The sequence below is a fragment of the Xenorhabdus sp. PB30.3 genome (assembly GCF_963895965.1).
Classification (GTDB): Bacteria; Pseudomonadota; Gammaproteobacteria; order Enterobacterales; family Enterobacteriaceae; genus Xenorhabdus; species Xenorhabdus stockiae.
The window spans coordinates 1-18,356 of record NZ_CAWQMW010000185.1 but is presented as its reverse complement, the minus strand read 5'-3'; the positions used below and the strand labels follow the sequence as shown (position 1 = coordinate 18,356).

The 18,356-nt window shown below is 52.4% G+C and carries 20 protein-coding genes and 2 pseudogenes; 3 read left to right on the top strand and 19 right to left on the bottom strand.

Features of this window, described 5'->3' with window-relative positions:
* From AACX38_RS19460 to AACX38_RS19450, 3 genes and pseudogenes are all read left to right on the top strand, one after another.
* Positions 1-129: pseudogene (locus tag AACX38_RS19460) on the top strand (hypothetical protein); the annotation flags it as partial.
* Between the two features lie 18 nt (positions 130-147).
* Positions 148-549 (top strand): DUF7823 domain-containing protein, encoded by a 402-nt coding sequence (locus AACX38_RS19455; protein WP_228865300.1) that lies wholly within the window; start codon positions 148-150, stop codon positions 547-549.
* A 676-nt stretch (positions 550-1,225) separates the two neighbouring features.
* Positions 1,226-1,330 (top strand): annotated as a pseudogene (locus AACX38_RS19450) (ORF6N domain-containing protein); the annotation flags it as partial.
* A gap of 37 nt (positions 1,331-1,367) precedes the next feature.
* Here the strand turns inward: AACX38_RS19450 and AACX38_RS19445 are convergent.
* The 19 genes from AACX38_RS19445 to AACX38_RS19355 all read right to left on the bottom strand — a co-directional run.
* Complete coding sequence (locus AACX38_RS19445) at positions 1,368-2,027, bottom strand: hypothetical protein (RefSeq protein ID WP_228865298.1); 660 nt, start codon at positions 2,025-2,027, stop codon at positions 1,368-1,370.
* On the bottom strand, positions 1,990-2,355 hold the full coding sequence (locus AACX38_RS19440) for a hypothetical protein (RefSeq protein WP_228865297.1): 366 nt from the start codon (positions 2,353-2,355) through the stop codon (positions 1,990-1,992). Before AACX38_RS19440 ends, AACX38_RS19445 begins: the two co-directional genes overlap by 38 nt.
* Entirely contained in the window at positions 2,355-5,627 is a 3,273-nt protein-coding gene (locus tag AACX38_RS19435) for a host specificity protein J (RefSeq protein WP_228865285.1), read from the bottom strand. Before AACX38_RS19435 ends, AACX38_RS19440 begins: the two co-directional genes overlap by 1 nt.
* Before the next feature lie 53 nt (positions 5,628-5,680).
* Positions 5,681-6,256, bottom strand: coding sequence for a tail assembly protein (locus AACX38_RS19430; protein ID WP_228865284.1), 576 nt, complete (start codon positions 6,254-6,256; stop codon positions 5,681-5,683).
* Positions 6,256-6,969 carry a C40 family peptidase gene (locus AACX38_RS19425; protein ID WP_370630643.1) on the bottom strand — a complete coding sequence of 238 codons (714 nt, stop codon included), beginning with the start codon at positions 6,967-6,969 and terminating at the stop codon, positions 6,256-6,258. Before AACX38_RS19425 ends, AACX38_RS19430 begins: the two co-directional genes overlap by 1 nt.
* 1 nt (position 6,970) lies before the next feature.
* Entirely contained in the window at positions 6,971-7,708 is a 738-nt protein-coding gene (locus AACX38_RS19420; RefSeq protein ID WP_228865283.1) for a phage minor tail protein L, read from the bottom strand.
* A gap of 9 nt (positions 7,709-7,717) precedes the next feature.
* Positions 7,718-8,071: a phage tail protein gene (locus AACX38_RS19415; RefSeq protein ID WP_228865282.1), complete on the bottom strand. Its 354-nt coding sequence runs from the start codon at positions 8,069-8,071 to the stop codon at positions 7,718-7,720.
* On the bottom strand, positions 8,071-9,645 hold the full coding sequence (locus AACX38_RS19410) for a hypothetical protein (protein WP_228865281.1): 1,575 nt from the start codon (positions 9,643-9,645) through the stop codon (positions 8,071-8,073). Before AACX38_RS19410 ends, AACX38_RS19415 begins: the two co-directional genes overlap by 1 nt.
* 71 nt (positions 9,646-9,716) lie before the next feature.
* Positions 9,717-11,483 carry a tape measure protein gene (locus AACX38_RS19405; protein ID WP_228865278.1) on the bottom strand — a complete coding sequence of 589 codons (1,767 nt, stop codon included), beginning with the start codon at positions 11,481-11,483 and terminating at the stop codon, positions 9,717-9,719.
* 8 nt (positions 11,484-11,491) lie between these two features.
* On the bottom strand, positions 11,492-11,758 hold the full coding sequence (locus AACX38_RS19400; RefSeq protein ID WP_099108274.1) for a phage tail assembly protein T: 267 nt from the start codon (positions 11,756-11,758) through the stop codon (positions 11,492-11,494).
* Positions 11,759-11,766: 8 nt separating this feature from the next.
* Entirely contained in the window at positions 11,767-12,150 is a 384-nt protein-coding gene (locus AACX38_RS19395; protein ID WP_099108275.1) for a phage tail assembly chaperone, read from the bottom strand.
* Between the two features lie 6 nt (positions 12,151-12,156).
* Positions 12,157-12,351 (bottom strand): head-tail adaptor protein, encoded by a 195-nt coding sequence (locus AACX38_RS19390; protein WP_228865277.1) that lies wholly within the window; start codon positions 12,349-12,351, stop codon positions 12,157-12,159.
* 7 nt (positions 12,352-12,358) lie between these two features.
* On the bottom strand, positions 12,359-12,712 hold the full coding sequence (locus tag AACX38_RS19385; protein WP_255712217.1) for a head-tail connector protein: 354 nt from the start codon (positions 12,710-12,712) through the stop codon (positions 12,359-12,361).
* A 50-nt stretch (positions 12,713-12,762) separates the two neighbouring features.
* Positions 12,763-13,980: a phage major capsid protein gene (locus tag AACX38_RS19380; RefSeq protein ID WP_228865270.1), complete on the bottom strand. Its 1,218-nt coding sequence runs from the start codon at positions 13,978-13,980 to the stop codon at positions 12,763-12,765.
* 14 nt (positions 13,981-13,994) lie between these two features.
* Positions 13,995-14,849, bottom strand: a complete 855-nt coding sequence (locus tag AACX38_RS19375) for a head maturation protease, ClpP-related (RefSeq protein WP_228865302.1) — start codon at positions 14,847-14,849, stop codon at positions 13,995-13,997.
* Positions 14,842-16,104 (bottom strand): phage portal protein, encoded by a 1,263-nt coding sequence (locus AACX38_RS19370; protein WP_370630642.1) that lies wholly within the window; start codon positions 16,102-16,104, stop codon positions 14,842-14,844. Before AACX38_RS19370 ends, AACX38_RS19375 begins: the two co-directional genes overlap by 8 nt.
* Complete coding sequence (locus AACX38_RS19365; RefSeq protein WP_228865269.1) at positions 16,105-17,631, bottom strand: terminase large subunit; 1,527 nt, start codon at positions 17,629-17,631, stop codon at positions 16,105-16,107.
* A gap of 9 nt (positions 17,632-17,640) precedes the next feature.
* Positions 17,641-18,114 carry a terminase gene (locus AACX38_RS19360; protein WP_099121740.1) on the bottom strand — a complete coding sequence of 158 codons (474 nt, stop codon included), beginning with the start codon at positions 18,112-18,114 and terminating at the stop codon, positions 17,641-17,643.
* A gap of 44 nt (positions 18,115-18,158) precedes the next feature.
* A partial coding sequence (locus AACX38_RS19355; protein ID WP_228865267.1) for a hypothetical protein occupies positions 18,159-18,356 on the bottom strand: 198 nt, incomplete at its 5' end.

The window sequence follows — 18,356 nt, the reverse complement described above, 5'->3', positions numbered from 1 at the left end:
GAATACTTATGGCACACGTTACATGAAACAGTCACACGTAACCATTGTTGTCGGTATATGTGGCAACTGCTCAGTAATGTGAAAAAATTCTTGAAAAAATCTGCAAATAGATTCTTTCAGATAAAGTAAATCGAGTGTCCCACTATTATGAAAAGTTATTTAGCCGCTTGGGGATATGTAATAAATACTAATTGGAATCCTTTTGGTATTTTAAGCGCAAAACAAAACAATATAGTTGATATAGTCAGAATATGGGCTTTTCTTTGGAATTCTACAGGGTTTTATCTTGATGTAGAGGTTAAACCAAATGAAGAAAGTCGACAAAGGGTTATAAAATTATTTCAAGATAATGACCTTTGGGTAACTGTTGACGGTATGGTTCATAATCTTGGAAAGCCATCCCCAGTAGGTAATACTGGAGTTTGTGGTGTTGGAGATTATGGTGTTGAATTTCATTCTCAACATTCTGAAGCGCAAAAACTGGGTGTTTTGTTACAGCAAATGCAACAAACAGGACAAACTAAGGCTTTCTCGCTCAACTGGAAATAAATCTACACACTGAATTCAAGGCTGCTTAATGTGGCCTTTTTCACGTAAAACCACCTTTAACTCCCTGATATCCCTTATCTCCTGCATGGTGCAGGTTTAGTGCTATGTCACGCTTCCGTTTGAAACTGAGGCATGGAAATAAACTCAGAGGCTACCCTCTTAAAGAGGGTTGGTCAAAAATAACTCGGCACGTTTAACATACCTACCTGCTGCTGAGTTCTCACTTTGCAATTATTATTTCATTGGCTGACAAATGAGTGCACTGAAAATATGCAACCTGCTCATAGCGTAACTGACCTACAATTTGTGGGTCAGTTGTCTCGTTGCCCGGAACAAGAACTACATCTCTTTAAGAGGGTTAGTTTGTGTCGACGAAATCCATCGCAACCACCCTAAACATGGGCAATATCCGATAATCGGACTTTGGGTGTAACTGACAGTTAATCAGTCGCAAATGGTCTTGAGCGTAACCGATAGTTACTCACAATTTGAGCGTCAGCCTGGCTGACTCACAGAATTTGTACACCTCTTTAAGAGGTGCGCAAAATTTGCGACTGACAGTTAGTCAGTTACAAAAAGAAAAGGATAGCACGGCGAATGCTACCCTTTGGGGGAGCGGCTTTTTCCATCATCATCTAAATCAAATAGTTATCTGCATATTTTTAAGAGGGTAGTCAACCAAGTGAAAGATATTCACTCAGTTAATAAACATACATCATTGCTGACACTCTGGACTGAAAAAGGCGCTGCACGTATGCCTAAAATTGTTGATACCGACGAGGGGTGATGAATTCCTGAGATGAATAAAACGGAGAGGGTTAACCTTCTATCATGGTTAAATCGACGATAAAGCCTGCCATCAGGGGCGGTGGGCCGCGCCATGTGCCGGGGTTACTCGGGCTGGCCTCATGACGCAGATAGTCATAGGTATAAGCGAGTTCAATCCGGCCATTGCCATACCGGGGCTTGAATGACTCGACATACACATCATAATCCCATTCATCATCATAAAAAGGCGGATTATCGACCCCCGGCGAGAACCGGACATTTTTATAATGCTGGCGAGACTGGGATTTTATCAGCATAACTCCGTAACGCCGTCCGGCCTCTCCCACATGCACAAACGGTCGGTATTGGTTGTTGGGCATATCGACAGAAAAATACCGCACAAACGACAGTAGTTTCATCGCCGAGGAGAACATCAGCTCCCCGCGCTCGCTGTAGACTTCCAGCCCGCTGTTACCCCAGACGGACAGTTGTGAGACAGGCGCAAAGAAATACTTCCCGCCTGCCCCGTACACTTCCGCATAGTTGTAGTAACGCTCATCCCAGCCGACATTACTTTCATCCGCCCCGGCCTTTCTGAGAAGGCCCAGTGACGGTGTTTTATCGGAGAGCTGCACCAGCCCGTTATCGGTATAAAACTCTAATCCCAGCATCTTAAATCGCCCAAATCGTGACAAAGTTTTGCATTTCATCCCAAACGCCGCTCTGACCGCCCCCGCACCCCATGTGCTCCCAGCGATATTCATCATAATCGACCTGATAACGGAAGGTGCTGCCGGAGACGCTGAACGTGGTGAACTCATTACTCAGAATGGCTTTATGAACCTGCAACCCCTGATGACTCCGCATGCGTAAAAAAAACCGGGCGGTGACATTGCCGCCCTCACTCAGACCCGGCAAATACAGACTGCCGGACTTGCTCAGCGGGATCATGTGTGTCCCCAGAAAGCGCGGAATGATGTTATTCGTGGTGATAATCACCCGCCCCTGCTCGTCATAAATCTCTAATCCCATCCCCATTACCAAAACCCCATTCGGATACGTAACCGTCCGCGACTGTCAAACAACTGTTTCAGGTTGTTGGTTTCTACCCAGTAACCGCCTGAACCCTGACCGTAACTGGTCATTTCTCCGGTGCGCATATCCAGCCTGAAGCCGGTTCTGTTCCGGGGGTCGAAGTTAGCGGATTTAATTTCATCCCCGACAACCAGCTTGCGAATATTCGCCACATCAATAAAGGCATCCTGTACAAATAACTGCCCATTTTTGGCGACCATAAGCGGCTCCATTTTCCCGTTAGCGGGGTTATAAAACGCAAAGTTATTCGCAGAAAACCCAATATAGGATTCCAGTTGACCGTTTTTAATCTCACCACTAATCACCATGCCCCCGGCGTTATACTTCACCCCATTGTGCTTAAGAGTGATATTCACGCTATGAATAGCGTAACCATTGCCGGGCTGATTAAACTCGGCTTGCATTTTGGTGCTGATGATCGCCTGCTGATCTTTTAGTTGCGCCTGAACACGCTGTTCGCTCTCTGCAAATGACAAGTCTAATTTATTGATGGATTTCTGGTTTTCCTGAATGGAAGAGCGATTCTCTCCGACGCTGGATTTCACTTCTTTAATGGATTGCGCCCAGGCAACTTCACGGTCAGCAAACACCCGGTCAAGTCGCCGGATTTCGGCCTTGTTTTCCCCATCCCTTGCCATCAGCTCAAAACTATTCTGTTGAATAGCGACCCCATTAATCAGGTCCGCTTCCGCCTGATAATCCAGTTGTGCCTGTAGCCGCTTTCCGGCCTCGGCTGTCATAAGCTGGTCACCGACGGCGTCAGTAATCCAGCTCGCATCTGTGGAGGATTCGCCCCGCAGAAAGTCGGTCCACGGGGAGGGATTACCGGATTTGTCCACCAGTCGGGCACGGAAATAGAACGCGACGCCGGCGGCCAGTCCCTGCATCACATAGGTCTTTTGTGGGTAGGGAATGTCGGACAGTAACATCAGTCCCTCGCCGTCACTCGTCGGGCTGTACTGGATTTCGGTTTTCAGCGTATCGTCCGTATGAGGCGCAAAGCCCCAGTCTAACTGGATACCAAACACAATCGGCGTGGCTTTAAAGCCCAGCGGCGCAGGCGGCTCCCCGGCTTTGCCCTTCAGGTGCGTTTCCGGCGCATTGGCCCACAGACTGGAGATTTCCGCAGCATTAATGGCCCGTACCTGGGCCTGATAGCGTCCGGCATAGATGTTCGGTACTTCAAAGCCCTGTGTTGAGGTTCTCGGTGCGGCTATCCAGTTACCATTATCCCGACGCCATTCGGCTTCATAGGCAATGGCGCTTTCGGCGGCATCCCACGTTACCCGCAGTGTGGTAATGGCAATGCCCTGATGAACCACCGAATCACTACTGATAACGACATGTTTCGGTGGTGTTTGTACGCCGGGCGGAATCAGGGAAATGGGACGTTCGTCAATGCGAATGCCGGTATCAATGTGCGCGTATTTATCCGGGTTATGCTCAATGGCGGTAATTTCAAACGAAACACCGTCATCCCCTTCTTTAATGCCGGTCACCCGGAATAGCTGAATGGCTAAATCGGTGGCATCAATGGCCCAAACGGATTCGGCAATCGGCGTTTCAGAGTAAGCGGTCGTGACGGTGATCACCTTCCCGTTAACCGCCTGAATGGTGCGGCCCTCGGCTTTACCCGAAGGGAGGTTCAGAATCAGCCGTTCCCCCACTTTCGCCGACGACACCCGGTCAAGCGTGATATTACGTCCGTCTACACGATGGAGACGACCACCCAAAACACGGCCTGCCAACATCTCATCGGCTACTCCGATAACATAACCGGGCAAGGGAATTTTGCCCTCCAGCCCCACGGTAAAACTGACCATCCGGTCATACTCGTTGGTGTGCAATATCCATTTACCGTGCCGAATCGCTTCACTCTGACGGATACAACCAATCGCGGTCACATCGGCCTGCTTGACCTGAAAGCGGCGAATTAACCGGTGGTCAAACACAGGTTCCACCGCATCCTGATAGCCGTTCTGCGGATCTGACCAGCTGACCATCGCGGTAGAATAATGGGTCTTCTCACTGGCACTGCTGTAGACAAACTTACCATCACGTACATTGGCGCGGGTGTAGAGATAATCCACATCCCGGGGCATATCCGCCAGCACGTTCATGTTATTGTTGGCCCAGTAGGTCATGCCCCGGAAGATACCGGCGATATCCCGTAATACCGTCCATGCCTCTTCCTGTGACTGGATATAGACATTGCAGGTATGCCGCGGCTCAGTGCCACCTTTACCGTCCGGCACGGACTGATCACAATACTGCGCAATCCGGTATAAATCCCATTTGGCGAGACTTAAGTTTTCGGTTTTCACCCGTGAGCCAATGCTAAACCGGTCGTTGATCATCAGGTCGTACAGCACCCATGCCGGATTATCCGTCCACGCCCATTTGAATTGTCCTGACCACACGCCGGAATAACTACGGGCTTCCGGGTTATAATTATCCGGCACACGAATGACGCGCATTTTCGGCTCACAGGAAACCTGCGGAATATTACGAAACTGTTTGGCATCAAACTGAACGAACAGTAAAGCTGTTTCGGGGTAACTCAGCTTCGCATCGATAACCTCAGTGATAGCCTCAACGACCATAGAATCAAAAATACGTCCCGAATTCTGCTTTGGGGTGAGTCGACGAACGCGCACCAGCCAACCGGAGTGCGCTTTAGGCAAATCAATACGATGTGATCGAGGATACTGAGTGGTTGTTTTACCGTCCTCTGCTGTTTTAAGTACCTCCTGATAGGCCCCGCCATCTGTTGAGATATCTATCGCATAGTCAATGACATACCCGACCATATCGCCATTATCTTCTTTCTGTTGTTGTAATGGTCCCCATGTAAGCCGGATGCGCACCGCAGAAAGCTGAGTGTTAGTCACTGACTTCACCCATGTTTCTATCAATTCAGTACCCACCCTTAATTCATTCTCGACCGCTGGCATTCCTTTGATATAGTCCTGATGCGGGGTCCCGTGACGAAATTCCCACTTTACCCCCTCAAAGTTAGGCTTACCGTCCGGCCCGATGATCGGCGTGTTATCCAGAAAGATATTGGTCCCATCCAATCCACCGGCGAATTCCCCTTCCCCCAGCGCCAGTAAGATTTTGGCATACGAGGTAGACTGTAGCGAATCCGGCGATTCGACCGGGGTACGTGGGCTGTCACTGCCGCCTTTACTACCCTGAATTCGATGCTGTTCCATATTTCACCCGTAAAAAAAGCCGCTTGCGCGACCTGACTGAACATTGTGAAGCGTTATTGCTGATCTTCGGCGTAAATCCCCGCGGAGATAATGGCACCCCCGATACGGCGTTGACCGTAACCAATCGGCACCGGGTTACCCTGCGCGATGGAGTTGACCGGGCCACCAAACGCATAGCTGGGTTTATTATCGGGGTCTTCCCGTCGCGCCAGTCCGCCCGGCATCGGGGAGAGCATCTGCACCACCCCGCCCAGCATCATACCTACACCGGACATCACCATCGGCACACCATAGGGCGTGTACCACAAGAACGCCCCCGCAACGACCATGACTGCGCCGAGTATCGTCTGGAATACCCCGGCTTTTTTACTGCCAATGATCACCGGGACAATCCGAATATCCCCTTCCCCGGAAAAGGCCAGTTCATCCTGACTGATATTGCGCTTGCCGATAAACACGGCAAAGGTTAACCCGCGCTCTCTGGCAGTTAACAGGTATTTTTCAAAGCCATCAACCAGCACAGACAAGGCCCGGACAGCCTCAATTGAAGAGGATACGGCCAGTTGATATTCGCGCCCAAACTGCGTACCGAGTGGGCCGTATAAGCGTATTGTGCGTATCGTTTCCATCATTCCCCCTGATATCTGACGATTTTCACCGTGCGTTCCTGCCAGTAGCCACTGTAAGACACGCGGTTGCTGAGTTGCCCGTACATATGGTGCAGCATCAGGCCCTCACCGAGATACACCCCCGCATGATTGGGTTCACGGGCCTGCACCTGCATGATGATCACATCACCGACCTGTAATTCCCCGCTGCACTCAACAAACCCCGCCGAGGCGTAGTACTGCATATAGAGATTTTCGCCCCGGTACCACCACCCATCCGTACGGACAAAATCGGGCAGTTCAATGTTGCGTTCCAGCCGATACCAGTCACGGACAATGGCGTAACAGTCCCATATACCGTGGACAAACGGTCGTTCCAGCAAAGGCTTAATCCCCGCCGAGGGCATCAGCGTACGGATATCCCCTTCCGGCCATGAGACGATCACCCACGGGAGTTGTGACAGGTCACACTGAGCAATGTCTAACTGACTGGGCTGGGTGGTTGCGTCCGGGTGACTGTGGACTATTGCCACTATGGTTCCGGCATCTTCGGCAATTGCGTAATCTTCCGGGTGAAGACTGAATTGCTCTGTTGGGACTGAGGCGGTATTACGGCAGGGGATATATTGTTGCTTGCGACTGTTCTGAATGACCAGTCCGCAGCATTCATTCGGGTAGTCGGCTTTGGCGTGTTCTAGGATGCTACTGATAATGTGCGGGCGCAGTATTTCCATATTAACGCCTCAATAACGCAGAGCCGGGAAAGCCACCAAACGGCAATTGCGCATTTTCACCGAACCGCAGTTTGCAATCATTCATCAGGCCACCGCATACATCCTTTGACGGATCATCCGTTGAGTTACCCTCTTCATCAAAATAGCGCGTTCCCGTGTAGTGACAGGGGGATTTGCGATACAGGCCGCGCATACACCCTGTACACAGGCTATGGATTTGACGTGTGGGGATCTGAATCCCCTGCAAATCTGCCGGAGAAGACAGGGCAAACTGGACGCTTTCATTATCCTCGTGCGTCTTGCTGTCGATGTAAAAAACGTCTACTTTTTCCTGTGTCGGGTCAGCCTCGGGATTGCCTTCGGGGAAATTGCGGGCATCCAGATAATGCGCAAAGGTCATATGAATAGTGATACGCGCCTGCACCATATTCTGATAAGCCAGACACAGGGCGCTGATCGTGCCGTCCAGATTAGCGACCTTTAACGCGGGAGAAGCGGTACTGCCATCACTCTGAATCTCCAGTCCCTTAATTTCAACCGGCCACGGCTTATATTCTCTGCCTTGCCACCAGAGGGACTTCACCGGCAGTTTATCAGTGTCAGTCAGCTCGGTCTGGGTATAGGGAATGGGGTGACTGTGAAAATACAGCTCTGGCCCACCAAAAACCGAACCATCAAGGGCAAACAATAAGACTTTACTCCCCGCCACCAGACGCTGGAGATCGGCTTGCATTGGCATTATCGTCTCCTAAGGTTGATAGCTGGTTTCAAAGGCAGCAGACAGCTGATACATCTGTTCCTGTCGGCTATTCATGCCCATGGCAGTAACCCGGTGTCCCTGACAGACATACAAGCCCAATTTTGACATTGGATTCCGCCATGTAAAGGCACGATACCCGGCATGACGTATCAGAAATTGCCGGATTTCTTCAATGTAACCCAGATTGCCCACAAAACTGACGGTCCAGCTTTGATGCTCGTTATTCAGTCCACTACCACTGCGTTGTGTGTACCCGTCACCAAACTGCACCGTGCGCACCCGTTGCGTGATATCCCCTATCGGATTCACGCGCGGAATATAGGTAAATTCTTCCAATGCCATTATCGGCCTCCTCTGATAGCTCGGTTAAGTACACCACCCTGACCTAAATCCCGGTTCATCAATTCCCGGTAACGTTGTTCGACAAAACGCCCGATCTCGCTACCGAACTGCTCCCAGCCCGGTGAGGTCGTTTGAGTGGTTTGTTCATTGTTGATAGTGATATAGACCTGAGGGGCCGCCCCGGCGGTATTCAGGTTTTGTCCGACTAACCTGACCCCGAGACTGCCATTACTGGTGCGGGCCAGCGGCATAATCGCTTCCGGTCCGGCCTCCCCCATCAGACCTGCACCCTTAGCAAAAGCAAACAGCGTCGGGCTATTAACAATTTGCCCACTGTACTGACTCAGGTTGGCCGAGGTATAAACGCCGCCTTTGGCATTCTGGGTGAACATCGACGCAAAGCCACTGAACATACCGCCGCCACCCATTGACCCCATCCCTTTCATAATGGTATTGGTGATCAAGGCTTGTGCCGCCATTTTGACCAGACTTTTCACCACATCCTGCGCCAGTGACGCGAACAGCTCCGACATCCCTTCCCGCAGGGATTTACTCCCGGTCAGCAGGCCGGTGATCATGTTCCCCATCCGCTCCTGCGTGGTCTCAAACATCGTGACGGCAAGTGATTGTAACTCACCCTGACTCGCAAAGACCTGTTTGGCGGCTTCAATCCGTTTACTGTCCGTATCGCGTTCGGCAGCAAGAATCAGTTCACCTTTGCGTTGCTGAGAGATAACTTCGGCGTCGGCATAGGTCTGATAAAGGGCTTTTTTGCGTTCCAGCTGGTTCTCAATATCCTGAATCGGATCAACATCACCCAGCAGGTCATTTTTCGCAGAAACCGCATATTGTTGGCTGGCCTCCGCCTTGCCTCTCACATCGTCTTTCCAGATTTCACTTTTTCGGTAAGTGTACTCAGCGGGGGATTCAATCTGACCATTGGCCTTCTGCCGCTGGAGTTGTTCAGTGGCTTCCTGAGTTCTTTTGGCAGTATGGCGGAACGGATCGGCTTCAATGGCTGCCTGCAAATCCTGATAGCGCTGCTTGGCTTCTTCCAGTTTCTGGTTTAACAGATTGAGCTGGGTGTTTTGCGCCTGCGTGAACTTCGTCACGTTACCCTGAGCTGCCGCAAACCGCTCAGCGGCGGTATTACCGTCCTGATAACGAACCGCTTCTGTGGCTAACTGGGTGTTCAGTTCCGCCACTTTTTGGGCGTAATCTTCCGCCGCTCTGGCGGCTTTCTGAGTGGCTCTTTCTGCGGCATTCCGGGCTTCCCGAGCGGCTTCGTCCTGTTTCCGCATCGCCTCGGTGTTCTGATATATCTGGGTGGCATTGTTAACCATCCGATCCACGTAGGGCTTCTGCTGCCGGTCATTCGGGTTGAGTCCCGCATCAATAGCCTTGTAGTGTGCCTCACGCTGAGCCTTGTCCAGTCCCTTTCTTCTGGAGAGATCAATTTCCCTTTCCTGGTCGGCTAAAAGTGCTTTTAATTTATCATTGGGTTCAAATTTCACCTCGGGGACGGGAATATGAAGCCCGGAGACATCAATAGCCGCCCGCTTAAGCCGCTCCATTATCTCGACGGTATATTCAAGCTTCTGATTCTGTAGCGCTATTGTGACATTACCCGTTCTTCTAGCCTCGCTTATTGCAGCAACGATTTTTCTTTCTCAGCGCTTTCTACTGCTTTCGACTTGAATTTCTCTTGCAAAGAAACTAGCGTTTCATTTAATTCGATGCTTTTTGCTTCCTTTTCGTTTATTTTCTCCTTTAAAATGAGAATATCCTGTTCCAGATTCACTGCGGATTTTTTGAAGAATTCGGGACTTTGCTTCCATCGAGCCGCCAGAGTGGGTGAATTCGCTAAGGATTTAGCATCTTTTAATTGCGATACCTTAACTTCAAGGTCTGCCTTTAAACTCTCCAAGTCATTTTTAACCACCTCAATGACATCTTTGATCTTTTTGGTCTCATCGCTTAATTGAATGAGTGATAGCCCTTCAAGTTTATTCTTGATGACATCTATAGTGTTCGCGTATTCTCGTGCCTCTTCCTTGGCTTGTTTCTGATTCTGATACAACATATAAGCGGCACCGGCAGCCAGTATCAATGCACCGGGAATACCGCCTACCGCACCCAGCAGCGCGCCCCCCATCCGTTGACCCAGTGAGGTGACGGCATTCAGCCTTGACTGCGCGGCGGTTCTGGCGGCAATACTCTGAGTGACCACTGCATGCGCTTTTGCCTCTGCCTCTATCGCCCGGTTTAATCTCAACTGGGCGGCGGTAAATTGCTGATCGTTGGTGGTTTGCAGTAATCTTGAGCGTGCCGCTAAGACATTGCGCTGGGCCTGAAGCTCCGTTGCTCTGGCATTCGCCACCTGAACCTGCGCATTACGGTAAGCCTGATCAGCGTTATTGATTTCGGCCCGGGAATTCTGGATTAACGCCGCGGTTGAAGCCTGAATCGCCGTTAGCCGGTTACCGATGGCTTTCGCCCCGAACAAGCCCGCTATGACCATCCCGGCGGCGGCGACATTGTTGATATTTTTGGACAGATCATCCAGCGTGCCGGCAAGCACACGTGTTGTCCCGGTGGCCTTGTTAACGTCCCCCACCCATTCCATGAAGGAGTTCTGCACACGGGTTAACGATTTCTCAACCGTGGCCCCCATGGATTCACTTTCGGCTCTTAACTTACCTAGCTGACTCAATAAGGCCGGAATGACTTTATCCATGGTCAGCAGACCGCCATCCGCCATGGCTTTCATTTTCGTTCTGGAGACCCCGAGACCATCCGCCAAGGCCTGAAGGATACGCCCGCCGTTCTCTGCCATGGCATTAAATTCTTCCCCCCGCAGGACACCGGAGGACATGGCCTGTGAGAACTGAATAAGCACGGAGCTGGCTTCTGACGCAGAGGCCCCCGACACCCTTAACCCGGCAGACAGGGTCTCGGTCATACCGACAATATCTTTCGTGGCATAACCTAACGCCCGCATGGGCGTGGCGGCACGGGCGAAGACGGTCGCGTTAGCTTCAAAAGAGGTGCCGGTTTTCTGGCTCATTGCCATCAGCATTCGCTGGCTTTCCGCCAGATCCAGACTGGATTGTGTCGCCAGTTTTAACCTTGAATTCAGGTTGGTCCATTTATCCGCCGTTTCCACTAATTTACTGGTGGCAAAAATGCCCGCAAACGCCCCGGTCAGGCCCATCGCAGACGCTTTGACGGAAACCAGCTGATGATTCAGATCACGCAGGGCGGCACTGCTGCTTCTGGCGGCGGCACGGCGGTTACCGCCTTCCATCACCCGGTGATAGTTTTCCCCCAGACGGGCGGCTTTGGCAATTTCACTCTGGTATGAGCTGGAATTTGCCGATATTTTAATGATAAGTTCGCGGAGTTTTGCCACAGTATTTCCTATGCGAGATGAGCAAAGAAGTGTTCGAGGTCATCCTGCTGCGCGTCGTCTTGATTTCCCCATTGCAGCAACGCCTCATCCAGACTGACTTTGACGCCCTGCGACTGATACACAGCGGCCGCAATCTGGGCGGCCTGAATATCCCCGCGCTGGTCACTGAGGGGACTGAGACGATCATACGCCAGCCACAGCATCAGCTCGCTGGCACTCAGCTCACGCTGCAACGCAGACAGGGTTTTGCCCAGTCGCAGGGCGAGCGTCAGCATAAAGCGGGTTAACGGGGATCGGACTTTTTTTCCGCATCATCAGTGTCCGTCACCAGACTGAGTGCCTGATGCAACAGACGGGCATGCGCCGGGGCATAGATTTTCATCACCGCCTCGGTATCGTCCGGGGTGAAAACCGGTACACCCTGTTCATCACACAACACATCAATAAAGAGCGCGACATCAGCACGGGTATTACGCAATACCTTCTCTGCGACCGACAGGGGCACCTCCTCCTCGTCGGTTTCCGGCTGCATGATCTCATTCCATGCGACCCATGCGGCGGCAGAGGGTTCCCGCAGGATAACCGTGGCGTGATGCCACTCTTGCACGGTCACGGTTTTGGTGCGAAAGCCCAGGCGGGGGGTTAACGCAAGCTGACGAAGATCCATGATTATTTAACGTATCCAGAACCGGACAAGGCTTTCAGACAGTACTGCTTTAGAGGCCACCAGTTCACGCCCGCTGATGAACCTGGCCTCTGCCCAGACGGTCGCCACGGTATAACGCTCTTTGATGACGCTACCGGCGGGGGTCTGGTTAGCCCGGATAGCCTGAATCTCTATCCGATGGCGAAGTCGGCCGATATCCATAAGCACCTCACAGACGGTAGCGTTTATAGGGTTGCAGCAGTGACTTAACGGCAAACGGAAGGGTTGCCGCCGACTGTCCTACCACCACGGCGGTCCGGTTCTCATACCAATGGCCGATAAGCAGCAACAGGGCCTGAATCACCGCCTCGTTTAAGACCAAAGCGTTATCATCAATGGACTCCGGCGGCGCGGTCTTTTCTGTTGCGGGTTCCGGGGATAACCCCTGCGGAATATGCAGCGTTTTTCTGTCGGTATAGTTCAGGGCATAGTGAATGGCGGCGTTTTCGTATTGCTCGAGCAAGGCATCATCCTGTGATGAATCCAGCCGGCAATGATCTTTAATCATGGAAAGGGGTATCATCCGTCACCTGTCATCAAAAAGGCGGCCAGTGACCGCCGTGAGTCATGTGATTAACCTTTGGGGGCTACCGAAGCGATAAAATCACCGTAAATAAAGGCTTCCGGGCGTTTGACGGCCAGTGCCAGACGCTCTTCACAACGAATGGAGATCATGTTCTTGCCGAAGTCGTCTTCGTTCTCACTGGAGATAACGACGTTCATTTGTTCCCGGTCAAAAATCTGAGCGGCAGAATCAAACGCACCGACCAGAAACTTACCCCGGAAGGCCGCGACATCTGTCGCAATCACCGGCAGACCCCATAACGTCGGGGTGGTATAGCCTTGCGGATTGGACAACAAATAACGCCCGAGACTGTCCTTAATCAGCTCCACTGTCGCCCAGTCAACAAAGTGGGTCACAATCGCCGACGGGGGCAGCAACGCTAATTGCGCCTGCAACATCGCCAGCCGGATATCATCAATGGCGGTCGCTTTCTCCACCTTGATTTCCGCCTTGTACTGACTGGCCTGCGGCACAATGCCTTTGATATTGCCGTTCGCCCCGTCACCGAACAGGATCTGCTGCTCTTCCACAAATTTCAGGCCGTAACGCATTTCACTGTCAATCAGCGATTTTAACTGACCGAAATCGTCCAGCACCTGCTTGGACGCCTTGAACATGTGCGCCAGTGTTGCCACCGGGGTAATTTGCGTGGCGAAGGTGATATCACTGTAAGGCTTTGCCGTGCCTTCCGGGACCGCCGCCGCTTTATTGGTGAAACCGGTTTGTTGCACCCAGAAAATCGCGTTCGACGTGGTGGTCCCCCCGGCGATTAAATCGCGAATAAACAGACGGTGCTTGGGTTTGACGTCAATGTCAGGCAATCGGTGCGGCTCGATAACGCGATCCGGCAGTTTCGGGGTCGTCAGGGCGGCCTGCACCGGCACGCTAAGACGGCGGTTGGCAGAGATATTGCCGTTAACTTCCTTCATCAGCTCCGCGGAAATCACTTGCTGGCCTAATGTCTGTGCAACGTGTACCGCATTTTGCAGGGGCATTTGCGCCACATGCTGTTGCAGTTCACCCAGCTCAGCTTTGAGGGATTTTTCCGCTTCCCGCAGGGTATTCAGTTCCGCTGCCATCTTGTCAACGGACGCTTTGGTTTCCGTGGACAGACCACCGACTTTCTTCGCTTCGTTCAGGGCTTCTTCGGCTTTCGCATTGAACTGACTATTGGCCGCTTCAATTTTAGCGGACAGGTTTTGTAACATTTCAATCGTATTAGACATGGTGAGATCCCGCATTATCGTGAGTTGGGAGTAAAGTTATTAACAGCGGTCGCCAGTTTGGCTAAAGCTGCGTCGTTGAGGTCATCGGCAGCGCCCGGCGTACCGTTATTGTGGGTCGTCGCGCCCGGCATACGCCCATTTAACGCATTGAACAGTTTTCTGCGTTCCGCGCGGGGGACATGAGATTTCGCCAGTAACGCATCCAGTTTACGCATGGCGGCCTGCGGACTGTCGTTGCCGTCATCAACCACATCCGCGGTTAACATCCCATCCGCAAACCCTTGTGTGAGCGCATCGGTATGGTTAATGAACGTTTCATCGTCCATCATGCGGACAAGGGTGTCTTTGTCGATACCGGTCCGGGTGGCATAGATATCGACCAGTGCGTCATCAAACGGTTTCAGTGCGGCCGCTACCGCCAGCAGGTCATTTTTATTGCCACAACAACACGTCCATGCGTTATGGATCATGAGAAATGCGCCGTGCCCCATCCTGATTTCATCGCCCGCCATCGCAATAATGGAGGCGGCGGAGGCCGCGAGTCCCAGCACATTCACCGTGACTTTCCCACCATGGTTGCGCAGCAGGTTATAAATGGCGATCCCCTCAAACACATCCCCGCCCGGACTGTTGATATTGACGATGACGTCTTGGTTACCTATCGCCCGCAGCGCCCCGGCGACTCGTTTCGCGGTGATCCCTTCATCCCAGAAACTCTCTCCAATCACGTCAAGCATAGACAGGGTGTTATCCGTGTTCGCGGCCTTAATACCGCTGTTCCATTTGTCGAGGGCTAAAGGTCTCACATCGTGGAAAGCCGCCTTCAACGGCCTGCCCTCGGGGGCGGCGGGCATTTTGTGTTTAATCATCATTACGGTTGTCCTCCGGTCGCGGTTTTGGTTCGGGGTCTTCCCCGAGCAGATCTATCGGGGTCAGGTTCAGTTGCACGGTGAAGACGTCACCGCCTTCAATCGGGGGTAAATTCTCTTTACGCCTGACCTCATTGCGGCTCATCCAGGCGTTTTGCAATGCGGTGGCATAATAAGAGGCCCGGCCCCGGCTATCGGCCCGCAGCAGCCCTTCCACATTGAATTCCGCGTAATAATCACTGTCGGAATCCAGCAGGCAACGCGAGATCTCCTGTTCAATATTGACCAGTAATGGCCTGAGGGTGTGCGTCAGAAACTGCATATTCATGCCCTCCAGTGAGGAGGCCCAGCTGGATTGCTTTGTGGCGTGACCGACCATCACGGGCGGCACCCGGAACCAGCGGCAAATTTCTTCCACGCTGTAGGCGCGGCTCTGTAACAGCTGGGCGGCTTCCGGGTTCATGGTAATGTTCTGATAGGTCAGATCCGCCGGCAGTACCATCATTTTTCCGGCGTTTTTTGACCCGGTGAAAGTGGTGATATGTTTTTGAATAAGCTGAGTTTGTTCTTCGGTAAGATCCGTTCTCGCCGAGATGAAACCCGAGCTTTGCAGCCCATGCTCAAAGACTTTGGCCGCCGCCTCATCCGTGGACAGCGCTGCCCCAATCACATCCCGCCCGGTTTTAACCGGAATGAGTCCGCTCAGTCCGTCGACCCCAAACCCCCGGATATGCATCATGTGCTTGGCCGGAATAACCCGGCGCTCCTCCGGATTTTTGCCGGTGGTATCGGCGTAGGTGTATTCAATCTCCCCGCTCGGCAAGCGCTTGACCGTCATGTTTTGCGGGAGCAACGGGAGCAGGGCCACCAGTTTGTGACCAATGAACTTCTTTTCAATGAACGCATTGCCGCGCAGGCAGAGACTGGCGACCACGGTTAACATAAACCGGGATTGTGTCATCTCCAGATTCGGCCGGTGACACAGCACCGGATAAACGGGGTGGTTTTTCGCCAGTTCGCGCGAGCCATCATCCTTTGAGTGGTATATCTTGAGCGGGAGGGTTGACACTGTTTCACTCAGTAACCGGACACACGCCCAGACCGTGGACAATTGCAGGGCATTATCCGCGTTGACCGTCTTGCCGCTGCTGCTGGTCCCGATCCATTCCTGCCAGAACGCACCGTCCAACAGCCCTATCGGTACCCCCATCCAATTCAGGAGGGCACTTTTGATTTTTCCTATTTTTTTCGTCATTTATACCCCTGCCATGATTGGGTTTCTGAGGAAGGCATCGAGACCGGCGGTACTTTTCGCGTGATTCAGTGCCCCGGCGGCCATCACTAAGGCGATCATGCCATCCATGCGACCGGTGGATTTGTCTTTTGCCAGCTTCCGGTTGCCGGCGGCGTCCTGCTCAACCACCGCGTTTGCGGCACACATGGTCAAGACAGGATGGTTGGCGTGATTTATCTGGCCTTCCAGTAATAACTGCTCCGTTTTGTCCATGGCCGGGGACATGTCCTTATAGCCCTGCCCGAACTGTGCCATTTTCAGGGACAGCCCAACCCGCCTGGCTTCTTTCTTAAAAATGTCAATGCGCCATCGGTCAAAATGCAGCACCTCGATATCAAATTTATCGGTAATTTCAATCAGTTCTTTCACGATGTATTCATAATCCACCGTAGCGCCCGGGGTGGTACGCAGAAAACCCTGCTTCTTCCACACGTCGTAAGGCACGCGATCCGTTTTCGCCCTGTCCAGCAGTGTCTTATCCGGTGTCCAGAAAAACGGGTGAACATTCCATTTGCCCGACGCGGACTGACCGATAATCACCAGCGCTGTCAGGTCTTTTGCTGCCGATAAGTCCAGCCCGGCGTAACATTTGCCCACGATGGGTTCCAGTTCGCCGGCACACTCCATCCACGTATTGCGTGAAATAAACGGCGACACCAGTGATACCCGTTGATTTAACACCAGATTCCGGAACCGGTTCTCTTCCGATGGCATTCGCGCCGCCCGCTTGGCCTGCCCCTCAACTTCTTCCAGTGACAGAAAGATACCCAACGCTGGGTTGGCCGCTTTCCATGCGTCAGGGTCGGTAATGGCCAAGTCCATGGGTGCAGAGTGGACATGTGACACGATTTTTGGATCGTTAGAATTCGCCGCATCATCCAGCCAGAGACTGAGTAAATCCGCATCCGTGGGCGCTTGCGTACTAATCGCCACCAGTAACGGACGTTTATGCGCGCCCTGTGAGGTCGTAATGGCATCAATGAAATCGTTCTGCGGGCCTCTGACCTGCCCGACCTCATCCAGTATCGCCAGTACCGGGGAAAGCCCGTGTGTTGTTTTACCATCGGCAGACAGGGCTTTGTATTCAACATTACAGGGTTTGCCAATCAGCCGCTTACCGCTGGGCACAATGTGGATCAGGGACTGTAACCGGGGGTTCAGGTTAATCATCTTGACCGCCAGACTGAACACAATCGCCGCCTGTTCACGGCTCATGGCCCCGCTGACGATTTGGGAGTTCTGCACCGCTTCCGGCCCCACCAGATGGGCCAGTAATATACCGGCAATGAGGCCGGTCTTGCCGTTCTTGCGGGCAATCGATAAATAGGCCGTGCGCGTCCCGCTGGGGTTATCGTAAATCTCCCGGATAAACTTTTGCTGAAACGTCTCCAGTCTGAGCGGTTTCCCGAACAGCGCGCCCTCGGGGACAAAGCAAAAGCGCTCAATAAACGCGATCACCTTTTCACCCCGTGATAACTGACTGACCATGCCCTCTCCTTAATGCCACGGTGAAGCCAGTAACTCATCACCCTCAACCTCCCCTAACAGGGCGCGCGCTTCGGCATCATTCTGATTCTTGTTGCGCTGATCACGGCTTTCACCGTTCGTGGCGCGTGAGTGGATTTGCAGACCGGAACGCTGGGCGATAATCACGCGGGTTAACTCCAGTTTGTACTTGCGGTTTTCTTTGATGGCCTTCTCGTCGCGCCCGTCCGAATAATCCGATTCCAGCTGACGCAGGTAGTGACTGACAGCCATCAGGGCATACTGGTTATTGGCCAGACTGACCGCCTCGATCAGATCGGACGGGGTCCATAAATGGAGGGCCTTGGTGCGGATATTGTCGTTATAGAAATCAATGGCCTCCGGCATTAAACCGGCGTGCGCCGGGGGTTCAATGGTGTCCTGAAAAGCGTTGACAATCGCCTGCATTTTGCCTTTGAGGCTGTCAGAACGCGTACGCTTTGTCATTGTCAGCCTCCTTTCAATGTCAAGCGGTTGAGGGTCTTTTTTTGTTAAAAAACTGTGTTAGCGTTATTTTTGCGGGACGGCGGCGGTCTTTGAGGGCTTGCCCGGCACTTTTTACCCGCCCTCCCCGTGATGATTTCCCCCGTCATCATGCCTTTCATTTCACTTTCCTCTTGAATCAATTTCAGGCGGTTATTGGTGCCAGTGTGAGTGAGCATCCAGCGGATAACCGTTTGCATCACAGC